Origin of the sequence: Tessaracoccus defluvii, assembly GCF_014489575.1 — a bacterium.
GTDB lineage: Bacteria > Actinomycetota > Actinomycetes > Propionibacteriales > Propionibacteriaceae > Arachnia > Arachnia defluvii.
On the sequence record NZ_CP060789.1, the window covers coordinates 3,486,410 to 3,501,630 of the forward strand.

At 69.5% G+C, this 15,221-nt stretch carries 12 protein-coding genes and 1 pseudogene; 2 read left to right on the forward strand and 11 right to left on the reverse strand.

Annotation, left to right across the window (positions count from 1 at the left end; all coding sequences use genetic code 11):
• Nucleotides 1-15: 15 nt before the first annotated feature.
• The 4 genes and pseudogenes from cydC to H9L22_RS16450 all read right to left on the reverse strand — a co-directional run bounded on the left by cydC (nt 16) and on the right by H9L22_RS16450 (nt 5,868).
• Nucleotides 16-1,593 carry a thiol reductant ABC exporter subunit CydC gene (gene cydC, locus H9L22_RS16435; RefSeq protein WP_187720840.1) on the reverse strand — a complete coding sequence of 526 codons (1,578 nt, stop codon included), beginning with the start codon at nt 1,591-1,593 and terminating at the stop codon, nt 16-18.
• A pseudogene (cydD, locus tag H9L22_RS16440) lies at nt 1,590-3,199 on the reverse strand (thiol reductant ABC exporter subunit CydD). The gene cydC and the pseudogene cydD overlap by 4 nt, the downstream one beginning before the upstream one ends.
• Before the next feature lie 103 nt (nt 3,200-3,302).
• The gene (cydB, locus tag H9L22_RS16445; RefSeq protein WP_187720841.1) at nt 3,303-4,370 is read right to left on the reverse strand and encodes a cytochrome d ubiquinol oxidase subunit II; all 1,068 of its coding nucleotides are present in this window, start codon (nt 4,368-4,370) and stop codon (nt 3,303-3,305) included.
• 10 nt (nt 4,371-4,380) lie between these two features.
• Nucleotides 4,381-5,868: a cytochrome ubiquinol oxidase subunit I gene (locus tag H9L22_RS16450; RefSeq protein ID WP_187720842.1), complete on the reverse strand. Its 1,488-nt coding sequence runs from the start codon at nt 5,866-5,868 to the stop codon at nt 4,381-4,383.
• A 79-nt stretch (nt 5,869-5,947) separates the two neighbouring features.
• On the opposite strand from H9L22_RS16450, the gene H9L22_RS16455 reads away from it, so the two are divergent.
• Nucleotides 5,948-6,316, forward strand: a complete 369-nt coding sequence (locus H9L22_RS16455; RefSeq protein WP_187720843.1) for a BlaI/MecI/CopY family transcriptional regulator — start codon at nt 5,948-5,950, stop codon at nt 6,314-6,316.
• Here H9L22_RS16455 and H9L22_RS16460 read toward each other — a convergent pair.
• The 7 genes from H9L22_RS16460 to H9L22_RS16490 form a co-directional block, all read right to left on the reverse strand.
• Nucleotides 6,288-7,451 carry a PPK2 family polyphosphate kinase gene (locus tag H9L22_RS16460; protein ID WP_187720844.1) on the reverse strand — a complete coding sequence of 388 codons (1,164 nt, stop codon included), beginning with the start codon at nt 7,449-7,451 and terminating at the stop codon, nt 6,288-6,290. The two genes, H9L22_RS16455 and H9L22_RS16460, sit on opposite strands and share 29 nt — an antisense overlap.
• Before the next feature lie 55 nt (nt 7,452-7,506).
• Complete coding sequence (locus H9L22_RS16465; protein WP_226965941.1) at nt 7,507-8,364, reverse strand: VOC family protein; 858 nt, start codon at nt 8,362-8,364, stop codon at nt 7,507-7,509.
• A 138-nt stretch (nt 8,365-8,502) separates the two neighbouring features.
• Nucleotides 8,503-10,389, reverse strand: coding sequence for an ABC transporter ATP-binding protein (locus H9L22_RS16470; protein ID WP_187722747.1), 1,887 nt, complete (start codon nt 10,387-10,389; stop codon nt 8,503-8,505).
• A gap of 68 nt (nt 10,390-10,457) precedes the next feature.
• Nucleotides 10,458-12,200 (reverse strand): ABC transporter ATP-binding protein, encoded by a 1,743-nt coding sequence (locus tag H9L22_RS16475; RefSeq protein ID WP_187720845.1) that lies wholly within the window; start codon nt 12,198-12,200, stop codon nt 10,458-10,460.
• On the reverse strand, nt 12,197-12,772 hold the full coding sequence (locus tag H9L22_RS16480; protein ID WP_226965942.1) for a TetR/AcrR family transcriptional regulator: 576 nt from the start codon (nt 12,770-12,772) through the stop codon (nt 12,197-12,199). The genes H9L22_RS16475 and H9L22_RS16480 overlap by 4 nt, the downstream gene beginning before the upstream one ends.
• Nucleotides 12,773-12,796: 24 nt before the next feature.
• Nucleotides 12,797-13,990, reverse strand: coding sequence for a phosphotransferase (locus tag H9L22_RS16485; RefSeq protein ID WP_187720846.1), 1,194 nt, complete (start codon nt 13,988-13,990; stop codon nt 12,797-12,799).
• A gap of 99 nt (nt 13,991-14,089) precedes the next feature.
• A complete protein-coding gene (locus H9L22_RS16490; RefSeq protein WP_187720847.1) occupies nt 14,090-14,593 on the reverse strand; it encodes a hypothetical protein in 504 nt (167 codons plus the stop codon).
• A gap of 72 nt (nt 14,594-14,665) precedes the next feature.
• On the opposite strand from H9L22_RS16490, the gene H9L22_RS16495 reads away from it, so the two are divergent.
• On the forward strand, nt 14,666-14,962 hold the full coding sequence (locus H9L22_RS16495) for a hypothetical protein (protein ID WP_187720848.1): 297 nt from the start codon (nt 14,666-14,668) through the stop codon (nt 14,960-14,962).
• The last annotated feature ends 259 nt before the right edge of the window (nt 14,963-15,221 follow it).

Consider the following 15,221-nt stretch of genomic DNA (forward strand, 5'->3'; position numbering starts at 1 on the left):
GGTAGCGGCACGAGGTCACTCTATCCGGTGGTCACCCAGGCTCACGATCCTGTCGCAGCGGTTGATCAACTCGGGATCGTGCGTGATCGCCACCACGGGCCGCCCCGCGAAGGCCCGCCAGGCGTCGTCGAGGAGCGCGTCGGCGGTCTCGCGGTCGAGGTGTTCTGTGGGTTCGTCGAGGATGACGAGCTCCGGGTCGGCGATCAGGACGCGGGCCAGTGCCAGGCGACGGCGCTCGCCGCCGGACAGGGTGGAGCCGGCCTCCCCGACCCGGCGCTCCGGGTCCAGCGCCAGCCCGGCGTGGCGCAGCGCGCCGGCGATCTCCTCGTCGGTGGCGTCGCGCCGCCCGACCCGAACGTTCTCCGCCACCGTGGTGGCGAAGATGTGTGCGTCCTGCGCCAGGTAGCCGACGGTGCCGCCGCGGCTCAGCGTGCCGGCCAGCGGCGGGATCAGGCCCATCGCCGTCGCGGCGAGCGTCGTCTTGCCGACACCCGACGGGCCGACCAGCGCCAGCGACTCGCCGGGGGAGACGGTGAGCGAGACGTGCTCGAGCACCGGCCCCGCGCCGGGCCAGCCGAGGGTGACGTCGATCAGTTCGAGGCCGGGACGGTCGGCGTCGCCGGGGGTGACGTCTCCGGTACCGACGGCGGGGGCGTCCAGCACCTCGGTCACCCGGTCGAGCGCGGAGCGGGCCCGGGTGTAGGTCTGGGCCGCCTGCGCGAAGGTGGCGAACACCTCGTGCAGCGCGAGAGGGGTCAGCGCCAGGACGGCGAGGAAGCGGAGATCGAGGGTGCCGTCGGCGACGGCGCGGGTGCCGAACACGAGGGCGGCGGCCACCGCGAGACCGGCCGCGACGATCTGCCCGGCCGTGGCGATGCCCCGGATCCAGGCGCCGCGGGCCTCGACCCGGCGGAGTTCGTCGTCGACCGCGAGCATCCGCTCGAGGGCGTCATCGGCGGCGCCGTAGGCGACCAGGTCGGTGGCGGTGCGGCCGAGTTCGCGGACCTCATCGCCCAGCCTGCCGCGGGCAGGCGTGGCGGCGCGGTCGGCCGCCAGCGACAGCCGCTGCGTCCACAGCGGGAGCGCGACGCCGGCCAGCACCGCCGTCGCCAGCAGCACCAGCGCCGTCGGCACGTCGAGGAACAGGAACGCCACGGTGGTCGCGACGACCACGACCGACGCCGACAGGAACGGGATGACGACCCGGACGATCAGGTCCTGGATCGCGGCGACGTCGGCGACCACGCGCGTCAACAGGTCGCCCCTGCGCCGACCGATCAGTGTCGTGCCGGCCAGCTTGTCGTAGACCCGGAGCCGCAGTGCCCCCTGCATCCGCAGGGCCACGTCGTGCCCGACGAGCCGCTCCAAATAACGGAAGACGCCCCTGGAGATGCCGAAGGCGCGGACGCCGACGGCCGCGGGCTGCAGGTACAGCACGGGCGGGGCAAGCGCAGCGAACGAGATCAGCCAGGCGGACACGCCCATGAGGGCGACCGACGAGGCCGAGGTGAGGGCGGCCAGCAGCACCGCGAAGACGAGCAGGCGGCGGGCGCCGGGGACGGCGTCGAGGAGGCTGCGGACGAGGCGGATCATGCGGCCACCACCTCGACGACGCGATCGGCCGCGGCGAGCACCGCCGGCCGGTGGCTGACGATGAGGGCCCCCGCCCCGCTGCTCCGCACGGCCTCGATGGCCTGAGCCTCGGTGTCGGCGTCGAGGCCGGCCGTGGGCTCGTCGAGGATGAGCAGCCAGGCGCCGCCCAGCCGGATCCGGACGAGGGCCCGCGCGAGCGCGACGCGCCGTCGTTCCCCGGCGGAGAGACCCTCCCCGTCGTCGCCGATGGGCTTGTCCGCCTCGAAGTCGGCGCCGGCATCGCGCAGCGCGGCCGCAACGTCCGCGGGTGTGGCCGCGGGCGTGCCGAGCCGGACGTTGTCGCCGACGGTGCCGTTGACGAGGCCGGGTTCCTGCGCCACCCAGGCGACGGCGTCGCGCCAGGCGGCGGTGTCGAGGGCGGTCAGGTCCTCGTCGCCGACCAGGACGCGGCCGGCGTCGGGCCGGAGGAAGCCGGTGGCGAGGGCCAGCGCCGTGGACTTCCCCCGCCCGATGAGCCGCTGAGCGCCACGACCTCCCCTGGCTCCACGGCCAGCGAGAGGCCGGCGAGGGCGTCGGCCTCCGCGCCGGGGTAGCGGTAGCCGACGCCGTCGAGACGGAGCGTCCGTCCGGTCACGGGCCGGGTCCCGCCCGGTGACGGCGCGGCGTCGATGATGGCGAACGCGGCGTCCGCGGCTGCGACGCCGTCGGCCGAGTCGTGGAAGTGGACGCCCACCTGGCGGACCGGCAGGAACGCCTCGGGGGCGAGGATGAGAACGAAGAGGGCGGTGGCGAAGGTCACGTCGCCGTAGACCAGGCGGAAGCCGACGGTGACGGCGACGATGGCCACCGACAAGGTGGCGAGCAGCTCGAGCGCGAACGACGACAGGAAGGAGACGCGCAGGGTGCGCATGGTCGCGTCGCGGTACTGCTCCTCGCCCAACTCGACTCCGCGCCGCTGCGCCCTGGCCCGCGCGAACGCCTGCAGCGTCGGCAGGCCTGCGATGAGATCGGCGAAGTGGTTGGCGAGGCGGTCGGCGACGGCGAAGCTGTGGCGGGTCGCCTTCTCGGTGGTCCAGCCGATCAGCGCCATGAACAGCGGGATCAGCGGCAGCGTGAACGCGATGATGATCGCCGACTGCCAGTCGGCGAGCAGGATGGCGCCGCCGACGATGAACGGCACCGTCGCGGCGAGGCCGAGCTGGGGCAGGTACTTGGAGAAGTAGCCGTCGAGAGCGTCGAGGCCGACGGTGACCGTCCGGACCAGCGAGGCGGACGAGGCTCCACCGACCGGCGTGGCCAGCCGGGCGGTCATCACGTCGCGGCGGAGCGTCGACTTCACGCTGGCGGCGCTGCGGTGGGCGAGCAGCGAACTGACCCAGGCCAGCAGGCCCCGCCCGATAAAGACGGCGAGCAGGAGGAGCAGCGCCCGCTGCCAGCCGGGCGGGAAGTCGCCGGTGGCGAAGGCCAGCGTGATCCAGGTGGCGAGCAGGTCGGCCTGGACGATCAGGAGGATGGAGGTGAGGATGCCGACGACGACGCTGGCGATCAGGAACGCGCGGGTGGCTGTGGCGCGCCTGAGCAGTCTGGGGTGAATCGGTCCGGCCATTGCGTTCAGTCTCCCATGTGCGCGAAATCGGTGTCCTGGGTCCGGGTGCGCGAACGGCCCGCCACGCTCTGCGCGGCGGGCCGTTGCATCCGGGAGTCGTCGGTCAGGCCGCCGGCTCCACTTCGTCGGGGATGTTCTTCGTCGAGATCCGACGGCTGAACACCCAGTAGGACCACGACTGGTAGCCGATGACGATCGGGACGAAGATCACCGCGGCCCACGCCATGATCGTCAGCGTCGTCTCGGACGACGCGGCGGTGATCATGTTCAGGCGGTCGAGGACCGGAACCGACTCGTCCTGCGCGAACCCGAGGTTGCCGTACATCTTCAGGAAGATGCCGGCGAACAGGGTGACGATCGACAGGCCGGTCGCAATGAACGCCCAACCGTCGCGGCCCTTGCCGCTCATCACCGGCGCAGCCACGATCGCGAGGATCGACAGGATCGCACAGACCCAGGCGAGCACCGTGAAGTCGCCGAACTCGGAGGTGGCCGGCCAGAAGACGTTCTGGCAGATCACGAAGAGCGCGACGAGCGCCGCAGCGGCCCAGCCGACCTTCGTGGCGAAACCCTCGGCCCGCTCGTGGATCTCGCCCTTGGTCTTCAGCGCGATGAACGCTGCGCCGTGGACGAGGAACAGGACCACCAGCATCACGCCGCCCAGCAGGGCGAACGGACCGAACAGCCCCCAGAAGGAGCCGTTCCAGAGCAGCCCGTCGTTGGCCAGGCCGATGACGAAGTTCGCGAAGCCGACGCCGAAGACCAGCGAGGGAAGGAACGAGCCGATGATGGCGAACCAGTCGAGCATGGCCCGGTAGCGGGTGTCAGGGTGCTTCGAGCGGTACTCGAACGCGACGCCGCGCAGGATCAGGCCGACCAGCACCAGCAACAGAGGCAGATACAGGCCCGAGAACAGGGTGGCGTACCAGCCGGGGAAGGCCGCGAACATGGCGCCACCGGCGGTGAGCAGCCAGACCTCGTTGCCGTCCCACAGTGGGCCGATGGTGTTGACGATGACGCGCCTGTCCTTTTCCTTCTTGCCGAGGATCGGGAGGAGCATCGCCACGCCGTAGTCGAAGCCCTCCAGGAAGAAGTAGCCGATCCACAGGACGGCGACGAGGGCGAACCAGACGATGGTCAGGGTTGACGGGGTCTCAAGGAGATTCAACATGTGGCTGTCCTCAGTACGCGAAGGTCAGGGGAGCGTCGGGATCCTTCTGGACCTCAACTGGCGCGACATCGGGAAGACCCTTCTTCGCATACTTGAGGAACAGCCAGACCTCGATGACCGCGAGGCCGCCGTAGATCAGGGTGTAGACGATCATAGAGAAGAGCACCTCAGCGGGCGACGCGGTGGGTGAGACGCCTGCGGCCGTCGGCATGACGCCGGCGACGAGCCAGGGCTGACGGCCCATCTCGGTGAAGATCCATCCGAAGGAGTTGGCGAACAGCGGTGCCAGGGGCATCGCGAACATGATCAGCGTCCACAGCGGGCTCGGCTTCGGCAGCCGGCCCTTGCGGAGCGTCCACAGGATCAGCGCCGCCGCGGCCATGCCGACGAACCCGAGGCCGATCATGATGCGGAACGTCCAGTAGGAGATCGGCACGTTCGGCATGGGGTTGACGTCGTAGTTCTCGGCCAGGATCGACGCGTACTGCTGCTGCAGCGTGGTCTGCGTGTCGTCGTTGCGGAGGAAGCCGTCCGCGGCGAACTGCTCGCGGAGGTCGTTGACGCCCTGGACCTCGTCGTGACCCGACATGAAGGACAGCAGGCCGGGGATCTCGATGGCGAACACCTGCTCGGTGCCGTCGCGGTTGCCGATGGTGAACACGGAGAACGGGGCGTTGGTCGTCGTGTTGAAGAGGGCCTCGGCCGCGGCCATCTTCATGGGCTGCACCTGCGTCATGACCTTGGCCTGCATATCGCCGGTGATGATGACGCCGACGGAGGCGACCAGCAGCACCCAGGCGCCGAACTTCGCGGCGAAGCGGTAGGCGGCGGTGTCGCCCTCGCGTGCCTCGCCGTCACGGTTGATCTTGGCCAGGTGCCAGCCGGCGATGCCGGCCATGAGGCCGCCTGCGACCATGTAGGCCGCGAAGAGCACGTGCGGGAGGGTGACGAGGAGGACCGGGTTGGTCAGCACCTCGAGGAAGCCCGCGACACCGTCGAGTTCGGCGCGGCCGCTGACCTCGTTGAAGACCGCGCCGACCGGGTTCTGCATCCACGAGTTGGCCGCGAGGATGAAGACCGCCGAGAGCATGGTGCCGAACGCGGCCATGTAGATGGTCATCAGATGGACCTTCTTCGGCAGCTTGTCCCAGCCGAAGATCCACAGGCCGATGAACGTCGACTCGAGGAAGAACGCCAGCAGGGCCTCAAGGGCCAGCGGGGCGCCGAAGATATCGCCGACGAAGCGGGAGTACTCGGACCAGTTCATGCCGAACTGGAACTCCTGCACGATGCCCGTCACGACACCGAGGGCGAAGTTGATGAGGAACAGTTTCCCGAAGAACTTGGTGAGCCGGAGATAGGCGTCGTTGCCCGTCTTGACCCAGATCGTCTGCAGGACAGCCACCAGCATCGACATCGCGATGGTGATGGGTACGAAGAAATAGTGGTAGACGGTTGTGATGCCGAACTGCCACCGTGCGATTGTCACAGCGTCCATGCTTCGAACGTACTACGGGGCGTCGTAATTATACAACCTGTGGGTCGGAGCGCGCGAGGGGGGGCCTATGATGAGCCGCATGCCGTCCCGGGGAGAGCTTGAGCAGCGCGTCATGGAGCTGTTGTGGACCTCTGACGCGCCACGCACCGTCAGTGAGGTCCACCAACTGCTGACCACCGAGCGGGAGCTCGCCTACACCACCGTCATGACGGTGCTCGACAGGCTGGCGAAGAAGGGGCGGGTGGACCGTGACCTTGTCTCCCGAGCGTGGCAGTACCGGCCGCGGCACGGCAGGGCTGAGGTGGTCGCCGACGAGGTGACGGCGCTGCTGGCCCCGCTGCCGGCGCAGGTCCGGCGCGACACGCTCCGGCGGTTGGCTGCGGCGCTGACGGAGGAGGAGCGCGGGCTGCTGGCGGCTCCTACTTCTTCCCCTTCTTCGACTTCTTGACCTTCCCCACCTTCTTCTCGGGCGTCGGGCTCGACGGCGTCTCCGCCGCCAGCGCCGGGTCCTTGTCCTGCAGCAGGGCCCGCTTGTGTTCCAGCGTCGCCGCGAGGTCGGCCTCGAGCTGGGCCGTCTTCTCCCGGGCCGCTGACCGCGCCTCCTCCGCCGCCGTCCCGCCCCGCCCCTCGGCGAGGAGCTCCGCGGCCTCGTTGGCGATCTCCATGCTCTGGGCGTTCGCCTCGCCGACGACGGCGGCCGTCTCCGCCAGCGATGCGGCCAGCACCGGCGCCGGCATGTCCGCAGCCAGCAGGCGCCGCTGCTCGGCGACATCCCACTCGGGAACCGGCCAGCGCAGGCCGAGCTCGATCATCGTGCGCGTCAGGATCTCCGTGACGGCGACCCGGGGGTACCACTTGCGGTCCGCCGGCAGGACGTACCACGGCGCGTACTCGGTCGACGTCAGCCGGAACACGTCGGCGTAGGCCTCCTGGTAGGCGTCCCACTGCGAGCGGGTCTTCAGATCGCCCGCCGAGTACTTCCACCGCTTGTCTGGTCGGTCCAGCCGTTCCATGAGCCGCAGCGCCTGCTCGTCCTTCGACACCATCATCGCGAACTTCAGGATGACGGTGCCGTCGTCGACGAGCTGCTTCTCCCAGGCGTTGATCTCCTCGTAGCGTTCGCCCCAGACCTCCGGCCCGACGAGGTTGTCGACGCGCACCACGAGCACGTCCTCGTAGTGTGAGCGGTCGAAGAGCCCGATCTGGCCGGGGCGGGGGAGTGCCTTCTCGATGCGCCACAGGTAGTGGTGGGCGCGTTCCTCCTCGGTGGGCACGCCGAAGCTCCGCAGGGCCACGCCCTGCGGGTCGACCATGCCCATCACGTGCCGGGCGATGCCGCCCTTGCCCGCCGTGTCGAGGCCCTGGACGACGACCAGTACGCGGGGCGCCGCGCCGCTGCGGCCCTGGGCGTAGAGGCGTTCCTGCAGCTCACTCAGCAGTTCGCCGCGCTCCGCCATGAGGGTGGCGGCCGCGGCCTTGTCACCGGCGAAGCCGGGGGTGGACGCGCGGTCGAAGCCGGTCAGGTCGAAACTGTCGGTGACGCGCAGGGCGTCGCGGGGGTCGGTGGACCACAGGGCAGACATCGGTGTCCTCTCGCTCGGGCTGGCCGAAGTCTAGCCCCGCGCGGTGGCCCGCGGGTCAGCCGACGGCGAGTCGGATCTCGTTGCTCCACGGGTCGAGCACGCTCAGCGTCCGGCCGTCGAAATCGGGACGGAAGCCCTTGTGGCGGAGCCGTTCCCCGGTGCGGCCGAGCTCGTCGAGCGTCGGCACCAGGATGTCGACGACGCCCAGGCCGAGCGTCCGGCTGCGTGGCCCGGCGCCGCGGGAGTTCCACACGTTCATGGCCATGTGGTGGTGGTAGCCGCCCGCGGAGACGAACAGCGCGCTCCCCGGCATGGCGAAGGTCTCGTCGAAGCCGAGCGCGTCGACGTAGAAGTCGCGTGCGCTGTCGACGTCGCCGACCTGCAGGTGGACGTGTCCGAGGGAGGCGACGGTGGGCGGCAGGGTGGCGGGGTCCAGGCCACCCAGCTCCCGGTTCACGAACGCGACGGGATCGATGTGGAGGGTGTCCATCTGCACCTGGCCGCCGACCCAGGTCCACTGGTCGCGCGGGCGGTCGCGGTACAGCTCGACCCCGTTGCCCTCGGGGTCGGTGAAGTAGAACGCCTCGGACACGAGGTGGTCTCCGGTGCCGACGTAGGTCTGCGGATACGCCTGGAACATGCCGACGAGCACGCGGGCGAGGGCGGCCGGATCGTCGTACAGGACGGCGGTGTGGAAGAGGCCCGCCTCGCCGCGACGCGCGGGGCGCAGGTCGGGGGCCTCCGTCAGGCGGACGATGGGGGTGGCCCCGAGGCCCAGCGTCACCGCTCCGGGCTCCTCCGCGAGCGGCGTGAGCCCCACGCCGTCGGTGTAGAAGGCGAGCTGCGTGCCCAGGTCGCGCACGCGCAGTTCGAGGCGGCCCATGCGGGTGTCGGCGGCAAGGTTCTCGGTCACGGTCACTCCAGGAAGTCGGGTGCCCAACTGGAAAGAAGTTGAACACTCAACTAGTGTAGCGCCCGTGAGGGGAGAAACACAGCGGCCCGCTCCGGAATGAACCGGGGCGGGCCGACGTGGCTTGTCACGACTGCAGCGTCAGTCCTCCAGCGCGGCCTGGAACTGCGACTCGTACAGGTCGAAGTACGCGCCCCTGGCCTCCAGGAGTTCGTGGTGGCTGCCCTGCTCGACGATCGCGCCGTCGCTCATCACCAGGATGAGGTCGGCGTCGCGGATCGTGGAGAGACGGTGCGCGATGACGAAGGACGTCCGCCCGCTGCGCAGCGCGGACATCGCCTGCTGCACGAGCAGCTCGGTGCGGGTGTCGACCGAGCTCGTCGCCTCGTCGAGGATCAGCAGGCTCGGATCCGCGAGGAACGCCCGCGCGATCGTGATGAGCTGCTTCTCGCCCGCCGAGACGTTCGAGCCCTCCGCGTCGATGACGGTGTCGTAGCCGTCCGGCAGGGAGTGCACGAAACGGTCCACGAACGTGGCCGTGGCCGCCTCGATGATCTCCTCCTCGGTGGCGTCCGGGCGGCCGTAGGCGATGTTCTCCCTGATCGTGCCGCCGAACAGCCAGGTGTCCTGCAGCACCATCCCGATGCGGGAGCGCACGTCGCTGCGTGACACCGAGGCGATGTCGACGCCGTCCATCGTGATGCGGCCGCCGTCCAGGTCGTAGAACCGCATGATGAGGTTCACCAGCGTCGTCTTCCCTGCGCCGGTGGGGCCGACGATCGCGACGGTCTGGCCGGGGCGGGCGACGAGGTTCAGGTCGGTGATCAGCGGCTGCTCCGGCGAGTAGGAGAAGTTGACGTGCTCGAAAGCGACGCGGCCCTCCACCGTCTCGGGCAGGGAAGCCTCGGGCTCGGGGGTCATCTCGTCGGCGTCGATCAGCTCGAAGACTCGCTCGGCCGAGGCCACGCCCGACTGCAGCAGGTTGGCCATCGACGCCACCTGCGTCAGCGGCTGGGTGAACTGACGCGAGTACTGGATGAACGCCTGCACGTCGCCGATGTTCATCTGCCCCGAGGCCACCCGCAGGCCGCCGATGACGGCGATGACGACGTAGTTCAGGTTCCCGACCAGGAACATCACCGGCATGATGATGCCGGAGATGAACTGGGCGCCGAAGCCCGCCTTGAACAGGTCGCCGTTGCGGCGCTCGAACTCGGCCTCCACCTCGCGCTGGCGACCGAACACCTTGACCAGCGAGTGGCCCGTGAAGGCCTCCTCGATGTGGGCGTTCAGCTCGCCGGTGTGCTTCCAGTTGGCCGCGAACAGCTTCTGCGAGCGCTTGCCGATGACGGTGGTCACGACCATGGCCACCGGCACGGACAGGAGCGCGACCAGCGCCAGCGTCGGGGAGATCCAGAACATCATGACGAGCACGCCGATGATCATGAGCAGCGAGTTGAGCAGCTGGGAGAGTGTCTGCTGCAGCGACTGCGACACGTTGTCGATGTCGTTGGTCACGCGGCTGAGCACCTCGCCCCGCGCCTGCTTGTCGAAGTAGCTCAGCGGCAGCCGGTCGATCTTCGCGGAGATCTGCTCGCGCATCCGGTAGACGGTGCGCTGCACGGCGCCGTTCAGGATCCAGCCCTGCGCGTAGGAGAACGCGAAGCTCACCAGGTACAGGCCGAGCACGATCAGCAGCACGGTCCCGATGGCGCCGAAGTCGATGCCCTCGCCCGGGACGAAGTCCAGCCTGCGGAGCATCTCGGCCATGTCGGCGTTGCCGGCCTGGATCGCCTGCTCGATGGCCTGTTCCTTCGTGATCCCGGCGGGCATCGACTTGCCGATGATGCCGGCCAGCATCAGGTCGGTGGCGCGCCCGAGGATCTTCGGGCCCACCACTCCGAGCGCGACGGAGATCGTGCCGAGCACGATGGCCGCGACGATCGCGACCCGCTGCGGCCGCAGCTGGCGGATCAGCCGTCGCAGCGACACGGTGAAGTTGGCGGCCTTCTCGCCGCCGCCGGCCATGGGGCCGTGGCCCGGGCCCCGCTGGGGGGCGTAGTCGGGGCGCTTGTTCGCCTTGACCTTCTTCTCGCTCACGCTGCCTCCTCCGCGCTGAGCTGCGACGAGACGATCTCCTGATACGTCTCGTTGTCGGCCAGCAGTTGCTCATGGGTGCCGCGACCGACGATCTCGCCGTGCTCGAGCACGAGGATCTCGTCGGCGCCGGTGATGGTCGAGACCCGCTGGGCGACCACCAGGACGGCGGCCTGCCTGGTCTCAGGCTCGAGCGCGGCACGCAGCCGCGCGTCGGTGGTCACGTCGAGTGCCGAGAACGAGTCGTCGAAGACGTAGACGCTGGGGCGCTTGACGAGCGCACGGGCGATCGCGAGCCGCTGTCGCTGCCCGCCCGAGACGTTGGTGCCGCCCTGCGAGATGGGTGACTCCAGTTCGCCGTCCTTCTCCCGCACGAAGTCGCCGGCCTGGGCCACCGTCAGCGCCTGCCAGATCTCCTCGTCGGTGGCGTCCGGCTTGCCGTAGCGCAGGTTGGAGGCGATCGTGCCGGTGAAGAGGTACGGCTTCTGCGGCACGAGGCCGATCCTGGCCCACAGCGCGTCCTGGTCGTAGTCGCGCACGTCGACGCCGTCGACCTTCACGCTTCCCTCGGTGGCATCGAAGAGACGGGGGATGAGGTTGACGAGCGTGCTCTTGCCGGAGCCGGTCGACCCGATGATGGCGGTCGTCCGGCCGGGCTGGAGCGTGAAGGTCAGGTCCTTCAGCACGGGAGCCTCGGCACCCGGGTACGCGAAGCTCACGCGCTCGAAGTGGACGTTGCCCCTGGCCTCGGGGGTGGTGGCCGGTGTGTCGGGCGGCGCGACGCTGCTCTCGGTCTCCAGCACCTCCTCGATGCGGTCCGCCGAGACGGCGGCGCGGGGGGCGATCATCAGCAGCATCGTCGTCATCATCACGGAGATCAGGATCTGCATCAGGTAGGAGATGAACGCCGTCAACTGGCCGACCTGGATGTCGCCGGACTCGATGCGGGCGGCGCCGAACCACATGACGCCGACGGTCGAGAGGTTCATCACGAGGCCGACGAACGGGAACAGGAAGGCCATCAGGCGGCCGACGCGTGTCGTCGTGTCGACGAGGAGCGCGTTGGTCTGCTCGAAACGACGGCTCTCGAACGGCTCCCGGACGAAGGCGCGCACGACACGGATGCCGGTGATCTGCTCGCGCAGCACCCGGTTGAGGGCGTCGATGCGCTTCTGCATGACCTCGAACAGCGGCCCCATCTTCGTGATGACGAAGACGATGCCGATGCCGAGCAGCACCACGGCCGCGAGGATGATCCAGGACAGGCCGAAGTCCTCGCGGATCGCCATGAAGACGCCGCCCACCATCGTGATGGGGGCGGAGACCAGCATGACGAGCGTCATCTGGATCAGGGTCTGGACCTGCTGCACGTCGTTGGTGTTGCGGGTGATCAGCGAGGGGGCGCCGAACTTGTTCAACTCTCGCGTCGAGAAGCTGAGCGTCCGGTGGAACAGGGCCGCGCGCAGGTCGCGGCCGAACTGCATGGCGGTGTTCGCGCCCGCCCACACGGCGCCGATCTGGGCGGCCGCCTGGATGGCAGAGAGCAGCAGCATGACGCCGCCGGTGCGCCAGATGTAGTCGGTGTCGCCGAGGACGACGCCCTGGTCGATGATGCGGGCGTTCAGGGTCGGCAGGTAGAGCGACATAATGGTGGCGATGATCTGCAGCACCACGACGATGGCGATGAGCCCCCAGTAGGGCTTGACGTAGCGGTTGATCACCCGCCCAAGTCGTGAAATCACGGGTTGTCCTTTCGGCGGGCCCCGTCGAGGGCCAGGGAGATGATCGTGTCGGGGTCGGTGTCGTCCTCGTGGGAGAGGATGCGGCCGCTGGCGAGCAGTCGGAGGAAGCTGACGTAGTCGCGGGCGGGAACCCTCAGCTCGTCCGCGTGCTCCGCGAACCGCTCCGCCAGCCAGGCCTCGAGGTGTTCACGGTGTCCCTGCACCATCTCGTGGATGCAGAGCTCCGGCTTGCCGTGGGCGTGGCCGATGGCCATGAGCAGGGTCCGGATCGACGTCATGTGGTGGGTGAACAGGTCGAGGGTGTTGCGGGTCTTGCTGAGCAGATCCTGGCCGAGGTCGATCGACACGAGATGTGCCTCGGCGCGGTCGAGGGAGAAACGCTCCCTGATCGTGGCCTCGATGAGTTCCTGGAGGGAGGTGAAGACGCGGAAGATGGTTCCCTCCGCGACGCCGCTGGCCTCGGCGATCTGCCGGGTCGTCAGGCCGGGGCCGTACTCTTCCAGGAGTGGGAGTGTCGCTTCGATGATGGCCGCCCGCCGGTCCTCCGGGGGCATGGGTTTTGCGCGGGTCACCCGCAAATACTAATGAGTGAATGCTCACTCATCAAATGGTCGGGTCACCCGCAGCAGGCCCCAGGCCTGGGCCGCGTACCCCTCCGCGAGCCGGATGCGGGCCAGCGCAGTGGCTTCCCAGTCCGCCAGCGTCTCGTCCCTGGCGCCCGCCACGAGTGTGAGAACCACCGCCGCGGTCCGGGCGAGCAGGCCGGCCCGGGAGATCCCGCGCTCCTCGAGTTCGTCGCCGAAGGCCCGCAGATAGGCATCGGCGAAGGCGGCCGTGTGGGCATATCCCTCATCGATCGTCGGCAGTACCGACACGTGCGCGACGAAGCAGGCGAGGTCGTCCACCAGATACCCCGGGCCCGCGCCGTCGACATCGATGACCCCGCTGATGCGTCCGGCCTCGACGAACAGGTTCGCCTCGTACAGGTCGCCGTGGGTGGGGGCCAGGGGGCCGCGCTCGACGGCTCCGGTGACGGCGTGGATCCGGGCGACCGTCGCCGCGATCCGCGCCGCGGCGGCAGGGACGGCGACGGCGGCGGCGTCGGCATAGGCGTCGATGCGGTCGGTCCAGGCGTGACGCGACGACATCTCCAGCAGGTCGACGGGAAAGGCGTCGACCAGGTTGAGGATCGCAGCCGCCGGAAGCGGGAGCGTCGGGGAGTCGCGGAGAGCCTGCGCCAGCGGGCTGCCGGGCACGGTGGCCAGCGCGACCACCTCGTCCGTGACCGGGCCGACGACGGGGGGAGCGGGCACGCCTGCCTCCAGGAGGAGCCGGTGGCGGGCGGCGAGTTGGTCCGCATCACGGCGCAGCACCTTGAGATACAGCGTTTCCCCGCCAAGGCGTGCCCGCAGCACGGCCCTGCGGAGGGGACGGTATGTGACCGTCTCGAGATGCTCGAGCGGGGAGCCGCGCCCCCAGATCCGCTCGACCGTCTCAGGAACGCTGGCCGTGGCGAGGCCGGGGAGCTTCGGGTCGGCCGGATGCTCCCACCAGACGAGGTCCACGTCGTCGCCGGGAAGGGGGGTGCCGCTCCCCGCAGGCAGGTCCTCGGAGGTAGCGACGAGGTAGCGGACGGAGGTGCCGTCACTCAGCTCATACAGGCCGGAGACCCCAGCGCCGGGGCGGTGGTGGAGTTCCAGGAGGGTCGCCGTCGCTGCGGGACAGGCCGCCCTGCTCAGTCGCCCGCCGACGGTGTCGGTGAACAACTCCACCTGCCTCGCCTCGTCCATCTCTTCCCCCTTCAGTGGAGTCCATCACACTAGGAGGCTGGCGTGAGACTTCTCTCATGATCGTCTCCTGTGGGCTTCACACCGGCCCACGAGGATTGCTCATGTCGGCAGGAGATCCCCGCCGACAGAAGTGGAAAAGGTGAGACCCATGATGAAGACCAAGATCAGCACCATCGTCGCCGGAGCCTTCGGCGTGGCCGCGCTGGCGGGCGGCATGGCCGTGGCCAACGCCTCCACCCCCGCCCCGACCCCGGCCAAGGCCATCGAGGTGACGCCGTCAGCCTTCGGCTCCGCCGCTGTTGCGCCCGTTTCCCAGTCGCTCGGCAAGGCCGCAGTCTCGGGCAACAGCGCCCCGTCGGCGAACTCGCCGGCGTCGGCCGCGACGCAGACGCCGGTGAAGAAGGTGGCCTCGCCGGTGTCGGCGAAGTCCGCAACCTCCCCCGTGTCGGCGAAGTCGCCGGTGTCGGCCGACACCCCGGCGTCACCGGTCTCCGCGAAGTCCGCGGTGTCGCCGGTGTCCCCGGCGTCGGCTGCATCGGCGCCGTCCGCGAACTCCGCCGACTGACCGCCGGCCCAGGCGTCCGCCGCCAGGTGGATGGGCACGCCATCGGCCCCATGCCGTCGTGAACCGGGAGCCCACTACGCTCTCCTCCAACGCGCAGAGAGGTCCGAGCAATGACGATCTTCACCCCGTCCGCCTGGCAGAAGGCCGGCGAAACGCTGGACCAGGCAGCCACGGCCATGTACGCGGACGCCCACCAGGTCATCATCGCCGAGACCCTGTCGGCCCGCACGCGCTCACCCATCGAGGCGGCCGCCGTCGCCGGTGACGCGCTCTGCAACGGTCCATGGCACCGTCTGATCGCCGGGGCGATGGAGGGGGCCACCAGCACCGCCAGCAAGATGCGCGCGACCGGTTCCGATTACCAGGCCACCGAAGAGGCCGCGGCCGCGGCCCGATTCTGGGAGTGACGGATGTTCGAGCAGACCGGAGTCATCGAGCCTCGGCTCGACATCGCAGCGATGGGCCAGCTCGCAGCCTCCTACCGGCGGCTCGCCAGCGGCCTCACGTCAGCGCACACCGATGCTACAGATTCCGTGGCCCATGTCCTTGCCTCCAACGACGGGCCCGCGGCACAACAATTCAGCCAGAGCGAGACGGGTACCGGTTCGATCGCCGTCCATCTGGGGGAGTTGGCTGAAGCCGCGACCAGGACCTCCAACGCCTACG